The 13,851-nt window shown below is 73.7% G+C and carries 14 protein-coding genes and 1 pseudogene; 8 read left to right on the top strand and 7 right to left on the bottom strand.

Translation table 11 applies throughout. The features are described from left to right. The first annotated feature begins 206 nt into the window (after positions 1–206). The 3 genes from LV78_RS11680 to LV78_RS11690 all read left to right on the top strand — a co-directional run bounded on the left by LV78_RS11680 (position 207) and on the right by LV78_RS11690 (position 2,079). Positions 207–632, top strand: coding sequence for a hypothetical protein (locus LV78_RS11680; RefSeq protein ID WP_253845007.1), 426 nt, complete (start codon positions 207–209; stop codon positions 630–632). Positions 633–798: 166 nt separating this feature from the next. Continuing rightward, complete coding sequence (locus tag LV78_RS11685) at positions 799–1,647, top strand: maleylpyruvate isomerase family mycothiol-dependent enzyme (protein WP_253845008.1); 849 nt, start codon at positions 799–801, stop codon at positions 1,645–1,647. Between the two features lie 45 nt (positions 1,648–1,692). Further along, positions 1,693–2,079 (top strand): hypothetical protein, encoded by a 387-nt coding sequence (locus LV78_RS11690; protein WP_253845009.1) that lies wholly within the window; start codon positions 1,693–1,695, stop codon positions 2,077–2,079. Between the two features lie 8 nt (positions 2,080–2,087). Here the strand turns inward: LV78_RS11690 and LV78_RS11695 are convergent, their stop codons facing one another. Further along, positions 2,088–2,507 carry an META domain-containing protein gene (locus tag LV78_RS11695; protein WP_253845010.1) on the bottom strand — a complete coding sequence of 140 codons (420 nt, stop codon included), beginning with the start codon at positions 2,505–2,507 and terminating at the stop codon, positions 2,088–2,090. Between the two features lie 57 nt (positions 2,508–2,564). Continuing rightward, positions 2,565–3,488, bottom strand: a complete 924-nt coding sequence (locus tag LV78_RS11700; protein WP_253845011.1) for a trypsin-like serine peptidase — start codon at positions 3,486–3,488, stop codon at positions 2,565–2,567. 204 nt (positions 3,489–3,692) lie between these two features. Here LV78_RS11700 and LV78_RS11705 point away from each other — a divergent pair, with 204 nt between their 5' ends. Continuing rightward, positions 3,693–4,337, top strand: coding sequence for a hypothetical protein (locus LV78_RS11705; protein ID WP_253845012.1), 645 nt, complete (start codon positions 3,693–3,695; stop codon positions 4,335–4,337). A 90-nt stretch (positions 4,338–4,427) separates the two neighbouring features. Then, positions 4,428–5,324, top strand: coding sequence for an alpha/beta fold hydrolase (locus tag LV78_RS11710; protein ID WP_253845013.1), 897 nt, complete (start codon positions 4,428–4,430; stop codon positions 5,322–5,324). 28 nt (positions 5,325–5,352) lie between these two features. On the opposite strand, the gene LV78_RS11715 is transcribed toward LV78_RS11710, so the two are convergent. From LV78_RS11715 to LV78_RS11735, 5 genes are all read right to left on the bottom strand, one after another. Then, positions 5,353–6,123, bottom strand: a complete 771-nt coding sequence (locus LV78_RS11715; RefSeq protein WP_253845014.1) for an ESX secretion-associated protein EspG — start codon at positions 6,121–6,123, stop codon at positions 5,353–5,355. After that, the gene (locus LV78_RS11720; RefSeq protein ID WP_253845015.1) at positions 6,120–7,379 is read right to left on the bottom strand and encodes a PPE domain-containing protein; all 1,260 of its coding nucleotides are present in this window, start codon (positions 7,377–7,379) and stop codon (positions 6,120–6,122) included. The genes LV78_RS11715 and LV78_RS11720 overlap by 4 nt, the downstream gene beginning before the upstream one ends. Before the next feature lie 14 nt (positions 7,380–7,393). Continuing rightward, the gene (locus LV78_RS11725) at positions 7,394–7,957 is read right to left on the bottom strand and encodes a DUF3558 domain-containing protein (RefSeq protein WP_253845016.1); all 564 of its coding nucleotides are present in this window, start codon (positions 7,955–7,957) and stop codon (positions 7,394–7,396) included. Next, positions 7,954–8,256: a PE family protein gene (locus LV78_RS11730; RefSeq protein ID WP_253845559.1), complete on the bottom strand. Its 303-nt coding sequence runs from the start codon at positions 8,254–8,256 to the stop codon at positions 7,954–7,956. Before LV78_RS11730 ends, LV78_RS11725 begins: the two co-directional genes overlap by 4 nt. A gap of 294 nt (positions 8,257–8,550) precedes the next feature. Further along, a complete protein-coding gene (locus LV78_RS11735; RefSeq protein WP_253845017.1) occupies positions 8,551–9,603 on the bottom strand; it encodes a GDSL-type esterase/lipase family protein in 1,053 nt (350 codons plus the stop codon). Positions 9,604–9,908: 305 nt separating this feature from the next. Between LV78_RS11735 and LV78_RS11740 the strand changes: the two genes are divergently transcribed. The 3 genes and pseudogenes from LV78_RS11740 (at position 9,909) to LV78_RS11750 (ending at position 13,349) form a co-directional block, all read left to right on the top strand. After that, on the top strand, positions 9,909–11,045 hold the full coding sequence (locus tag LV78_RS11740; protein WP_253845018.1) for a S1 family peptidase: 1,137 nt from the start codon (positions 9,909–9,911) through the stop codon (positions 11,043–11,045). Positions 11,046–11,158: 113 nt separating this feature from the next. Continuing rightward, a pseudogene (locus LV78_RS11745) lies at positions 11,159–11,824 on the top strand (response regulator transcription factor); the annotation flags it as partial. Positions 11,825–12,251: 427 nt separating this feature from the next. Next, positions 12,252–13,349 (top strand): sensor histidine kinase, encoded by a 1,098-nt coding sequence (locus LV78_RS11750; protein ID WP_372494880.1) that lies wholly within the window; start codon positions 12,252–12,254, stop codon positions 13,347–13,349. The last annotated feature ends 502 nt before the right edge of the window (positions 13,350–13,851 follow it).

Raw genomic sequence — 13,851 nt, forward strand, 5'->3', positions numbered from 1 at the left:
GCGACGGGCGGGAACACCGCAGACCGGGCGGGTCGGGGGTGTCGGGCGGGGGCGGGCGCCCGCCGTTCGCGGACCGTAGCGATCTCCCACCTCGGGGGACAGCGGAAATCCCCGCCGGGTGAAGGTGGTTCCGGTGAATCTTCACGGGCCTTTCCCGGAGCTACGCTCGACCGGCTTTTGCCGGAAACCGAGGGAAAGGGTCCACCATGAGGAAGTTCGCCGCCGCGCTGCTGTCCGCGGTCTGCCTGCTCGCTGGTTTCACCGGAACCGCGTCCGCGTCGGCCAGGTCGTACTTCTACACCGTTCCGTCGCTGCCCTGGGCGAAGATCGTCGACCGGTGCATCGGCGGCGCCGAGTGCGGTGGGACCGGGAACCGGTTGCACTTCACGCTGGAGCAGCCCGCCTACCTGACGCTGCTCGAAGTGCGGGCGAACGACGACGTCGCCGACCGCCACAACGCCGTGCTGCGCGTGTACGTGGACGGCGGGCTCGCCGGGCAGCAGGACGTGAAGCAGGCGGGCAGCACGCTGAGCTACCCGCTGTACCGGTTCGGCGAGCAGGTCGTGCTGGAGTCGGTGTCCACCAACGGCGGGACCGAGGAGACGCAGGTCGTCCGGGTCCGGCTGAGCTGAGCGGCTTCGGGGTCCAGCAGCCATCCCCGGCCCACGCGGGAACCCCGTGACCAGCACCGATCCGCTCTCCCCGCCCCACCGGCCGCTCCCGCCGCACTTGTGCTCCCCGTAGTCCGCTGCTTGCCTGGGCTCTCCTTGATCGCCCGAGCGAGCGGAGGCCGGTGGCGTGGTGCTGGAGGAGACCGGGGACCGGTGGCCCGCGCTGCGCGCCGCGCTGTCCGACACCACCGACCGCTTCGCGCGCCTGATCGCCGCCGCGCCCGCGCCCACCAGGGCCGCGATCGGCGGCTGGAGCGCGGACGAGGCCGCCGCGCACACCGCGATCGTGTCCGGGATGAACGCCGAGCTGATGGCCGGGCGCGATCCGTTCGACGACCCGGACCTGGCGCGCGCCAGCCGGGAGATGACCTTCGCCGACCTGGCCGCGCTGAACGCCCGCGCGCTCCGCAGGTACCCGACCCGCGACCCCGGCGCGCTGGGCGCGTACCTGCGCGAGCAGGTCGACCGCCTGCTGGAGCGCAGCGCCGACCTCGACCCCGACGAGCCGAGGCCGTGGCTGGGCGGGGCCGAGCTGCCGGTGTCGACGCTCCTGGCCCACCAGCTGAACGAGCTGCTGCTGCACGGGGTCGACGTCGCGCGCGCCACCGGGGCGCGGTGGGCCGTGCCGGAGCCGGAGGCGGCGCTGGCGTTCGACCTGTTCCTGATGCGCCTGCTCGGCGCGGGGGCGGACACCCGGCACCTGCTGTCCCGGTCGGGCGGCGGGCGCGAGCTGCGCGTGGAGCTGCGGTCGGAGCGGACGACGCCGGTGATGGTGGTCAGCGGGGAGCGGAAGCTGCTGGTCGTGCGCCCGGACGGGAGCGCGGACGCGGTGGTCCGGTTCCGGCCGTCGGCGTTCATGCTGGCGCTGTTCCGGCGGACCGGGCTGGCGGGCGCGCTGGCGTCCGGGGCGATCACCGCGTCGGGGCCCAGGCCCTGGGTGGCGCTGGCGTACTTCCGGCGGACCCGGACGCCCTGAGGCGGGGGAGTGCCGTCGTCCCGGTGCGCGCGGGATGATCGGGGTGTGGAGGGCGAGTACCGGTTGAGGCGGCAGAAGGGCGGGATCGGCTACTTCGGGCAGGTCAGGGTGCGGGTGGTGGCCGGGGACCCGGTGCGGGTGGTGTGGGCGGTCGACCCCGGTGACCGGTCCTCGCTCCAGCCCGGCTCCGACCGGGAGTTCACCGACGCGGCCGTGGTCGGGGCGCGGGACGGGCTCGACCTGGTGGCGCGGTGCGGGGTGGAGCTGTCGGGGCACGTGGTGGAGGTCGTGCACGCCCAGTTGGACCTGACCGACGTCGAGGTGTCCGCCGTGCGCGCCGCCTCGGCCATGGCGGTCGCGGAGGCGTTCGGGGTGGGGGACCGGGTGGAGCTCGGGTTCGACGGCGGGTGGGCGGTCCGGTTGGCGGACTGAGCCGGGGGTCAGTCGCGGGTCAGGGTCAGGGTGGCGTCCCCGCCGGCCAGCAGCAGGGTGTCGCCGTCCAGCCGCCAGGTCGGGCCCGCGCTGAACAGCGCCACCAGGAACCGGTCCTGGTCGGTGCGCGCCTCGTCGCACGCCATCTCCGTCACGGCCGCCTCGCCCAGCGCCAGCGCGCCACCGCCCGCGTCCACCCGGCCGGACAGGGTGTTGCAGCCGCCTCGCACGGTCAGGTGACCGTCGTCGGTGAAGCGGGCCTTGACCTCGGTCCCCGGCGCGAACGGTCTCGGGGCGCCCAGCTCGGTCGCGCCGGACGCGGTGAACTCCCCGACCAGCGGCGGGGGTTCGCTCGCGGGGGCCTGGCCGCACGCCGTGAGCAGGGCCGTCACCAGCAGCAATCGCATCATGGCAGCAGGACGTGCCATCGGACCTCCCCGGTTGCACGGGGGCCGGACCCCTCGGGAGCCCGGCCCCCGCCCGTCTCACGGTCGCGAGATCCAGTAGTTCACGAACGACATCACGTCCGGGCGCAGCCGGGTGCCGCTGTTGGCCGGGTTGCCGCCCGCGACGCCGTTGGTGTGGATGGCGGTCACGCACCAGCCGCCGCACAGGCCCGCCGTGGTCGAGTTGTAGCGGTAGACCGGCGAACCGCTCTGGCCCCGCGCGGTGTCGACCCAGTACCACAGCTTGTTCGCGCTCTGCGAGTACGAGGTGTCGCCGTCCCACCACATCGTCCCGTACGGCTTGTCGCCGGGGTAGCCCTCGACGTAGAACTGCTGGCCGACCAGGTTCTCGCCGGTGTTGTACCACCAGCCGAACCAGCCGGTGCGGTCGCCGATGTCGCAGGTCAGCTTCACTAGGCCGTAGTCGTGGTCGCTCGGGTAGCCGTTGATCCACGCGCTGGTGGTCCACACGTCGGCGATGCCGCCGCCGCACCTGCCGAACGGCGCGGAACCGCCGGTGCGACCGGGGGTGACGGTGTACGAGGTGACCCAGCTCCCGCCGAAGTGGACGCAGTGGCCCGCCGTGACCAGGACGTCCCGGCTGAGCATGAACCCGGTGCAGCCGCCCTGGTCGGTCTCCAGGTGCGCGACGGCGCCCCAGGGGAAGGCGGCGGGGGCGGCTTCCTGGACGCGGCCGTCCGGGCCGATGACGGAGTCGGCGCCCGCGTCCGGCGCGGTCTTGAGGGCGGGTTTCGCGCTGCCGCTGCCCGAGCTGCCCGCCGAGGCGGCGGACTTGAGCGCGGAGGCGGTGGCGGCGGGCAGGGTGATGGTCCGGCCCTCGCCGTTCACCATGGTCAGGCCCTCGGGGGCGGCGGTCGCGGTCGTGGTGACGAGCGCGGACGTCGCCAGCAGCGTCAGCGCGAGTGCGGTGACCGCCCTGCGGAGCGGTGTTCGGACGGACATGGGGCCTCCCCGTGGTCGTGCGGCTCGCCGCCGCTTGCAGGGGTAGGGGGCGGCCGGACGGCCCGCGATACCGGTTGGGCCGAGGTGGGCCGGATGCCGTCCGGAAGGGCGGGGTTCGCTGCCCGAAAGGGCGGCGCGGGGCCGCTGAACGGCGGTTCGGGGGGCGCGGTAACGCGGCCTCGCGCACGGGCGACCACACGGGTGATGGGGAGACCGGGGTCCGCGCGGAACTGGATCAGCGGCCAGCGGGGCACGTCGGTGCAGGCTGGACGTGTGGACGGCGACGTGCACGTCCACCCCCCTGGACGGGACTGGCGGTTCGTGGTGCTGGCCGCGCTGCTGATCGGCGCGGGCGCGGTGGGCTTGCCCGCGCTGATCGGGGGATCGGCTGAGCGGACCGGTGAACCGGGCGCCGGCGGGTCCTCCGGTGTCGGGGCGGGGCCCCTGCGCGAGGGCGCGCCGTGCGACCACGACCACGCGGTCTCGATCGACGCGCCGCAGTCGGCGGACGACCACTACGAGTACACCGTCACGGTCCACTGCGACCCGCCGCCGGGGCAGAGCTACCAGTTCGTGTTCGAGGTGCTCGGCGACCACCGCGCGGCGAGCCCGACCCGGTACGTGTGGCGGCGCACCTGGGTCCCGGCGAAGGCGGGGACGGGCGCGGAGCGGTTCGAGGGCAACACGGTCGGCTACCCGAAGGGCACCGCGCACCTGCTGTACGCGATCAGGTGCGACGCGGCGGGGGTGCGGGAGCTGGAGCACCTCGCGGCGGGCGGCGCCGGGCTGGAGCGGCTGCCGGACTGCCCGAAGGCGTCGACCGAGGTGTGGGTGACCGAGAGCCGGTGAGCAGGCGCCGCCTCCGCCCGGCGCGACGCGGGCTAGGCTGACCGCACCGCCCTCGCCGGGCGTGGTGTGCCGGGAAGCCTGGTCGGCGTCGTGATCCGCCGACGCCTGGAGCCGACCGTGCCGCCCACCACCGCCCCGATCCGCGTCGACCTGCCCACCCGGTTGGCGCACCTGCCGAGCGGGGTCGTCGAGCACCGCTTCGAGCGGCGCGGCGACGAGGCGGTGCTCGTGCTCCACGGCGGGCACCTGCGCGCCGGGTTCGCGCTGGGGGAGGACGTGTTCGCCGACGGGCGCCACTCGGTCCTGGTCCCCTCCCGACCCGGCTACGGGCGCACCCCGCTGTCCACCGGCGCCACGCCCGACGGGTTCGCCGACAGCGCCCGCGAGCTGTGCGAGCACCTGGGGATCACCCGCCTGGCCGCCGTCGTGGGCGTCTCCGCCGGGGGACCCACCGCGCTCGCCCTCGCCGCCCGCCACCCCGACCTGGTGGCGCGGGTGGTGCTGTGGAGCGCGGTCGGCGCGCTGCCCTGGCCGGACCGGCGCACCCGCCTCGCCGCCCGCGCGGCCTTCTCGCCCGCCACCGAGCGCCTGGTCTGGACCGCCCTGCGCGGGCTCCTGCGGGTGTCGCCCGACGCGGGGCTGAGGTCGCTGCTGGGCGACCTGTCCACGCTGCCCGCCGGTCGGGTCCTGGCCGCGCTGAGCGCCGAGCAGCGGGCGGCGCTGGTGGCGCTGTTCGGGCGGATGCGGTCGGGCGCCGGGTTCCGCAACGACCTGGTCTCGTTCCCCGACCGCGTCCCGCCGGTGGGGCAGCCCGCGCTCGTCGTCGCCAGCCGCCGCGACGGCTCCGTCCCGTTCGCCCACGCCGAGGCGCTCGTCGCCGCCCTGCCGCGCGCCGAGCTCCTGGAGAGCCGGGCGGACAGCCACTTCGTGTGGCTGGGACCGGACTGGGGCGAGGTGGGCGCGGCCGTCCGGGAGTTCGCGCGCTGAGCGCCGTGCCCGGTCAGCACGCGCCCGGTCAGCGCGCGCCCGACAGCAGCTCGGCCACGGCGTGGGTCAGCCTGCGGTGGTCGGCCGGGCTCAGGGTCGACCACTGCTGACCCGCGCCGTCCGGGCGGCGGGTGAACTGCCAGCGGCCCTCCGGGGTGTCGTAGAACGTCACCGCGTACGGGCCCCGCTGCCGCCTGCCCGCGCGCGCGGACCGCGTCGCCACGCCGAACTGGCCCGTGCGCACCACGTCGCCCAGCACCTCGGCGACCTTCCCGGCGTCCTGGCGGGGCAACCCGGCCTCGCGCAGCGCCGACTCCAGTCCCGCCGCCGACCGGCCCGCCCGCGCCGCCGCCCGCTCCAGGTCCACCGCGCGCAGGCTGATCGAGCGGGACCTCGGCGTCGGGTGCGGCGGCAGCAGGCCCACCACCGACTCGGCCAGCGCGTCCTCGCCGACCCCCTCCAGCAGCAGCCGCTCGGCGGTCAGGACGGCCAGCACCGCACGCCCCCGACCGGCCGCCGCGACCGCCCGGACGCGCGGACCCGAGTCCAGGCGCAACCGGGCGTCGACCTCGCGGTCCGGGCGGGACAGCAGGGTCAGCCACCCCGTCAGGCGCGGGTCCAGCGCGCCGCGCCCGGCCAGTCCGCGCGCCTCCAGGGCGTCCCACGCGTCGGCGAGGAGGGCGGCGCGCTCCTCACGGGTGGCGCCGTGCGAGGGGATCGCCAGGATCGTGGGCGGCTCGCCCAGCGCCAGCCGCTCCCAGCACAGGTCGAACTCCGGCCTGGAGAGCGCGATCCTCACGGCCCGACGTCCCCGATCACCGGCGGGGCGACCTTCGGCAGCCCGTCCTGGCCCCACACGTCGTCCAGCTCCTCCAGGTAGTCGGCCGACCTGTGCTCCAGGTCGTCCTCGTCCCGCCCCCGCTGGGGCGACCCGAGCGGGCCCGTCGCGCCGGGAGCGCCGGTGGCGCCGCGCGTCGCCGAGGGGGACGCGCCGGTGGGGCGGGTGGCCGGGGCGCCGTGCTCGACGCCGGTGCTCGGGCCCGCGGAACCGGGGGTTCCCCTTCCCGCGCCGGGGGAGGAGGGCGGACCGCCGCCGAACCCGCCCGGCCCTGGCGTGCCACCGCCAACCCGGCCCATGCCGCCGCCCGCCCCGCCACCACGTCCGGCGGCGACCGCGCCCGCCCAACCACCGGGGAGGCCGCTGGGCGGGGCCGGTGCGGCTGCCGGGTTCTGCTGCGGGTGGGACGCGGGCGCGGGGAGCGAACCCGAGGTGTGCGTCGACCCGCTGGGGCTCGTCACCCCCGGAAGCGGCGCGGAGGACGTGCCGCCACCGGTGCGCGGCTCGGAGGACGTGCCCGGCTCTCCCCGCCCGGCGCCGTCGTCACGCGCCTCGATCCCGGTCCGCCCGCCCGCCTCCTCCCGCTCCGGCCCGCCGTCCCGCTCACCCGCGTGGTCGACCAGCCGCTCGCGCACGTCGTCCGGCCGCGCGGACGTCCCCTCGGCGACCTGCGTGGCCACGCTGGGCGGCGGGGTGAACGTGCCCAGCGCGTCCACCGCCGACACCGCCGCCGACTGGTACTCGACCATCACCCGCACGGCCTCGCGCTTGGCCTCCAGGGCCTGCGCCTCCTGGACGTCCTGGTCGGTCTGGCCGCCGACCAGGTGCGTGAACCCGGCGGGAACGCCCCAGAAGTCGTCGTTCGCCGTCGAGGTCACCTCCACCGGGCGCGGCATCCGGACGGCGGTCCCGCTGTACGAGCTGTGCTGCGCCTGGAACGAGTGGTGCGTCGCGACCCCGGCCGCCCGCGCGTCCTCCGCCCACTGCACCAGCGGCGCCGAGGCGCTGGTGAACCGCTCGCCCGCCGCGCCGACCCACACCGCGCCCGCCTTCTCGATCGCGGTCTGCAGGTCGCTCTTCGCGTTGCCCATGACGGCCCGGAAGGAGTTCCACGCGTCGTCGACGACCTGCGCGGCCGACGTCCCCACCCGGTCGTGGATCTTGTCGTAGAGCTGCTGGTGCGACTGGGCGTCGAAGTTGGCGCTGCCTAACCCCATGTGCTCTTCCCCCCTCAGTTCAGCAGGTTCTTCACCAGGACCACCGCGAGCGCCCGAGCCCCCTCGCACGGCGCCGGGAAGCGGTCCTCGAACCCCGGCAGGACGCTGAGCGTGGCCGACAGGTACTGGCCGTCGGCGGTGTCCACCACCAGGTCGCAGTTCAGCGGCGTCTCGGGCAGGGTCACCGTGATGGCGGGGAACCCCTCGACCGGGGCGACCTCGGTCGGGCGGCCCAGCCGCTTGCCCTCCGACCAGGCCTCGATGCCCTCCGCCGTCACCGGGATCACCTGGATGGCCGCGCCGTTGACGATCAAGGTGCAGGTGGGGGCGCCCGTGAGGTCGTCGGTCCCCGCCCTGCCGGGGCGGTCGAAGCCGAGCCCCGCGAACTGCTCCACGCTGGCCATCGCGCACGGGTCGCGACCGTCGAGGGCGATGTCCCGAGGGCGGGCCGGGGTCGACCGGGTGGTCGTGGCCGTGGCAGAGCTGGTCGTGGCGGGGCGGGCCCTGCCGGTCTCGGCGGCGCACCCGACCAGCACCGGTCCGGCGAGCGCGAGCACCACCAGCGCGCGGACCCTCACCCGCCCGCCCCGTCCCGGAACGCCTCCGCGTTGCCCTCCTCGACCAGGCCGTAGAGCTTGGCCGCGTTCTCCAGCTGCTGGATGTTGAGCGTCAGCTCCTCGAGGAACCGCGCCGTGACGTTGTTCGCCATCTGCGCGTTCTTCGCGAAGATCGGCGCGGCGGCGGTGGACACGTCGTCCCCGGCCAGTGCGACCCCGCGCAGATTCCTGCCCTCCCGCATCAGGAAGTCCTGGACGGTGTCGCGGACCGCCTCGTAGCGCCCCTTCAACTCCATGATCTTCTCGGGTTCCACCTGCATCGTCACGGCCGCGACCTGCGGTGCGCCCGCTCCGATGTCAGTTGAGGCGAATGGCATGGATTCCCTCCCCCGCTCCTGAAGGCGCTTTCAGACTGCCACACGCGCCGGTTCCGATCGTGCGGAACACGAGGAGAAATCAGGGGTCTGTTGATTCCATTCAAATGGTAATCAGAAATTCCGAAATATTTCGGCGCACCGAGCGGTGGGCCGTCCGGACGCACACCCGGAAATCGGCGGTGTCGCCCTCGTGGGCGACACCGCCGACCTGACCGCCCCGGCGTCACCGCCGCCGGGTCACGGGCTGGTGCAGGACAGGGTAGGCGTGGTCGCGGAGCCGGTGCCGATGTAGCCGAACGTGGTGGACGCGCCCGCGCCCAGCGAGCCGTTCCACTCGGCGTTGCGGATGGCCGCGCTCGTCCCGCTGCCCTGCGGCACGCCGCCCCACGCCTGGGTGATCGACTGACCCTGCCCCAGCGTCCAGCGGACCGTCCAGCCGCTCAGCGCCGCGCTGCCCGCCGTCACCGTGACCTCGGCCTGGAACCCGCCCTGCCACGTGCCGACCGTGCGGTGAGAGGCCGTGCAGGAGCCGGTCGGGGGCGGGGTGGTCGTCGTGGTCGTGCCGCCGCCGTCGTCGTCGATGCTGCCGGGGATCGACAGCAGCGCGCTGTGCCAGGCGGTGGCCATCTTGCTGTAGCCGCCCGCGTTCGGGTGCACGCCGTCCGCCAGGTCGGCCGTCGTCAGCGCCCGGTACATGTCGACCAGGTGGACCTTCTTGCCCGCGCTCGCCTTCGTCCGCACCATGTCCGGGATCGTCGCGTTGAACGCCCGCACGCCCGCGTCGTAGTTGGTCAGCGGGGTGATGGTGGCGACGAGCAGGATCGCGTCCGGGGCCTGGGCGGTGATCTTGTCGACCAGCGCGGACAGCCGCGCGGGCGCGCCCGCCGGGTCCGGGCCGTAGATGTCGTTGGTGCCGATGTGCAGCAGAACCGTGCGCGGCACGTAGGTGCGCAGCCAGCCCGTCACGTTGGCGTCGACCTGCGCGATGGTCCACCCGGAGTGGCCCTCGTGGTCGCGGTCGCCCAGGCCGCTCGGGCCGTTGCTCATCGACCCGACGAAGTCCACGGTCCGCCCGCTCGCGACCAGCTTGCTCCACAGGTCGACCCGGTAGCCGCCGGGGACGTTGAAGCCGTCGGTGATCGAGTCGCCCAGCGGCATCACGCGCCGCCCGGCGTCGGGGGATGCCCCGCTCGCGGGGGCCGAGGCGACGAAGGCGCTCACCAGGGCGGCCAGCAGGGCGACGACCAGCCCGCCCGCCCTCCACCGGCTCGCTCGTGCGGGGTTTCCCATCGGAGACGTCCTTGTCCGCTCGCGGGTTCTCCAGCCGTGCCGGGCCAACACTAGGGAACGCGACCGGCGCCCAGTCGGGCCTTTCGGTCGTATTTCACCGGGGGCGGTGTGCGCCTTACGGGCGACCCCTACGGCACCCGCGCGGTGTTCGCTCTTTCGTCCACTGTGGACTGACGGGTGCTGCGCGAGCGGCCGGATGCCCGGTGCCGAATTGGTCCGAACCACAGCCTTGACGAAGTCGATCCGAGGCAGCACCGTGTCGTATGAGAGCGCTCTCCCTTGACCCTGCGACGAGATGAGAGCACATGGGCAACGTGAGGAAGTTCGGCGCGTCGTTGGCGGGGGCAGCCCTCGTGCTGAGCGCGGTCGTGGCGGGCGGAGGCACTTCTGCCGCGGGTCCCGACCTGCGGGCGCAGGCGGCTGACGCGTACGCCGCCGCGATGGGGCGCGACCTCGGCCTCAGCGAGGACCAGGCGCGCACGCGGGTCCGGCAGGAGAGCACCGCCATGGCGGTCGACCCGCAGGCGCAGGCCGCCGCGGGCGAGGCGTTCGGCGGGTCCTGGTTCGACGCCGAGCGCGGCAAGCTCGTCGTCGGCCTGGCCGGGGACGACAAGGCCGTGGCCGAGGCCGTGCGCGCCACCGGCGCCGACGTCGTCCGGGTGGACCGCACGCTCGCCGCGCTCGACGCGGCCAAGGCGGAGCTGGACGGGGTCAAGGCGCCCGAGGGCGTCGCGGCCTGGCGGGTCGACCCCCGGCGCGGCGGGCTGGTCGTGACCGTGCACGACGCCGAGGACGCCAGGGAGTTCGTCGACACCGCGCGGGCGCTCGGGCCGGTGGTCGTGGAGGAGGTCGCCGAGCGGCCCGCCACGTTCGCGGCGGGCACCGTCGGCGGCGACCCGTACTACATCAACGGCAACACCCGCTGCTCCATCGGGTTCTCGGTGCACGGCGGCTTCGTCAGCGCGGGCCACTGCGGCGGCACGGGCAGCTCGGTCGTCGGCTGGGACGGGTCGGCCATGGGCAGCTTCGCCGGTTCCTCCTTCCCCGGCAACGACTACGCGTTCATCCGCACCGGCAACGGCTGGTGGAACGCCCCCGTCGTGCTCGGCTGGGGCGCCATCCCGGACCGGCTCGTGTGGGGCTCGAACGAGGCCCCGGTCGGCAGCTCCATCTGCCGCTCCGGCTCCACCACGCACTGGCACTGCGGCACGCTGCTGGCCAAGAACGAGACGGTGAACTACCAGCAGGGCGCCGTGCACCAGATGACCAAGACCAGCGTGTGCGCCCAGCCCGGCGACTCCGGCGGGTCGTTCATCACCGGCGACCAGGCCCAGGGCGTCACCTCCGGCGGCTGGGGCAACTGCTCCTCCGGCGGCGAGACCTGGTACCAGCCGGTCAAGGAGATCCTGAACGTCTACGGCCTGTCCCTGGTCACCCCGTGACTGCGGCCCGTCCCGGCGCCCGCTGGTCGGGGCCGCCGGGACGGGCGCGCACCACCTGATCGGGGCAGGCTCGCATACACCCGCGATAACCCCGCCCACCTAGCCTTTCCCCTGTGCGAGTACTGATCGTGGAGGACGAGCCCTACCTCGCGCAGGCCATCCGCGACGGCCTGCGCCTGGCCGCCATCGCCGCGGACGTGGCCGGTGACGGCCACACCGCCCTGGAGTTGCTCACCGTCAACGCCTACGACCTGGCGGTGCTGGACCGCGACATCCCCGGCCCGTCCGGCGACGAGGTGGCCAGGCACATCGTCGCGTCCGGCCGGGGCACCCCGATCCTGATGCTCACCGCCGCCGACCGCATCGACGACAAGGCCTCCGGCTTCGAGCTGGGGGCGGACGACTACCTGACCAAGCCGTTCGAACTGCGCGAGCTGGTACTGAGACTGCGCGCACTGGACCGCAGACGCGCGCACGCCCGCCCCCCGGTCCACGAACTGGCCGACCTGCGCCTTGACCCGTTCCGCCGCGAGGTCTTCCGAGCCGGCCGGCTGATCCCGCTGACCCGCAAGCAGTTCGCCGTGCTGGAGGTGCTGGTGACCGCGCGGGGCGGGGTGATCAGCGCCGAGGAGCTGCTGGAACGAGCCTGGGACGAACACGCCGACCCGTTCACCAACGCGGTGCGGATCACGGTCTCGGCCCTGCGCAAGCGGCTCGGGAAGCCGTGGGTGATCGTGACCGTGCCGGGGGCGGGGTACCGGATCGACGCTGGTGGTGAGGGTGATCCGGGCGGCGGTGTTGATGCCGGTGGTGTCGACACCGGTGGCGGCAGCGGTGCCGATCGCGACACCGACCGCAGCATCGACCGCAGCATCGACACCGACTGCGGCAGTGACACCGGTCGCGGCTTCAGGCCTGACCGTGACACCGGTGCCGGTACCGACTTTGGCATCGGTACCGACCTCGGCGTCGGTACCGGCACAGGGCTTGGTACCGGAAACGACCTTGGAACCGGCACCGGGCTTGGAACATGCACCGGGCTTGACATCAGAACCGGGCTTGGCATCGGTACTGGTCGTGTCAACGATGCCGGTCGTGCCAACGACACTGGCCATGCCAACGACACTGGCCATGTCAACGACGCTGGCCATGCCAACGATGCCGGTCGTACCAACGATGCCGGTCATGGTTAGGCGGCGGCCAGGTCTGAGCGTCCGCCTCAAGCTAACCCTCAGCTACGCGGGTCTCCTGCTGATCACCGGTGCGGTGCTGCTCGCGGTGGTCTGGCTGTACCTGCTGCGTTACGTGCCCGACAACGACCAGGGACTGCTCTGGATCTCCCCGAACCGCTTCCTGCTGGTCCGGATCTTCGGTCGCGCGGCGGCCGTGGCACTGGCGGTGCTGCTGGTATTCGGCCTGGTGGGCGGCTGGTTCCTGGCCGGGCGCGTCCTGGCGCCGCTCACCCGTCTCGCAGACGCCGCACGCACGGCGGCGAACGGCTCCCTGTCACACCGGGTGCGCCTGCCGGGCCGCGCGGACGAGTTCCGCGAACTGGCCGACCTCTTCGACACCATGCTCGAACAACTGGAAGCACACGTGGCCGAACAACGCAGGTTCGCCGCGAACGCCTCCCACGAACTCCGCACCCCGCTGGCGATCACCCAAGCCCTGCTGGAGGTGGCCCACAACGACCCCACGTGGAACCGGGACGAGACGCTGACCCGACTGCGGACGGTGAACCGCCGAGCGATCAACCTGACCGAGTCCCTGCTGCTGCTCAGCCGCGGCGAAAACGGCAACTTAACCCGTGAGCCGGTCGATCTGTCCCTGCTCGCCGAGGAAGCAGCCGAAACGCTGCTACCGCAGGCCGAACGTCGCAGGACCACGCTCAACGTCACCGGGTCGGCGGCGGTGGTCCACGGCTCGGCGGAGCTGCTGCTGCGGGTGGTGCTGAACCTCGTGCAGAACGCCATCGCGCACAACCTCCCCGAGGGCGGCTGGGTGGAGGCGCGTACCGGGACGCGGGACGGGACGGGCGTGCTGGAGGTCGAGAACACCGGCCCCCACCTACCGCTGGACCTGATCCCGACCCTGACCGAGCCTTTCCAACGGGGAGCACGACGCACCCACACCGACGAGGACGCCGGGGTCGGCCTAGGACTGGCCATCGTGCGCAGCATCGTCCGCGCACACGGCGGAACCCTAACCCTGACGGCCAGACCCAGCCCCGAGGGCGGCCTGCACGTCACGGTCCAACTGCCACGCGCTCCTGACCGACCCGGAGCGCCCGCCCACCACCGGTGAACCGCCAACACGGCCAACACGGCACCGGCCACGTTGAACGGCATGACTCACACCTGATGGCCATGCCCGAGGGCGACCTACCAGTCACGGTCCAACTGCCGCTTGCACCCCCACCAATTCCGGCACCTGCTACCAACTCCGGAACTCACCACCAACGGCAGAACCCACCGCCTACTCCGAACCTGTCACCAGCGACAAAACCCGCCATCAGCGGTTGGGTGTCAGCACGGCAGCGTGACACCGGTCGCGTTGAACAGCACGTTGCCGGACCTGGCTGGCCCGGTCAGCGGATGGGGTGCGCGTCTCGGCCCAACTGTCGCGCGTGCCTTGAGCGGGTGGGGTGTGCTGGTTCGCTGGGGCGTGTTCTCAAAGTCGGATGAGCAGGGTGGCGAGGTTGATCGTGCCTTGGTAGGAGGTGGTGGTCTTGTCGAAGTGAGTGGCTGTGGCGCGGAACTGCTTGAGTCGGTCGAAGCAGCGTTCCACGACGTTGCGGCATGTGGGC

Origin of the sequence: Actinosynnema pretiosum, from assembly GCF_024171695.1 — a bacterium.
Lineage (GTDB): Bacteria > Actinomycetota > Actinomycetes > Mycobacteriales > Pseudonocardiaceae > Actinosynnema > Actinosynnema pretiosum.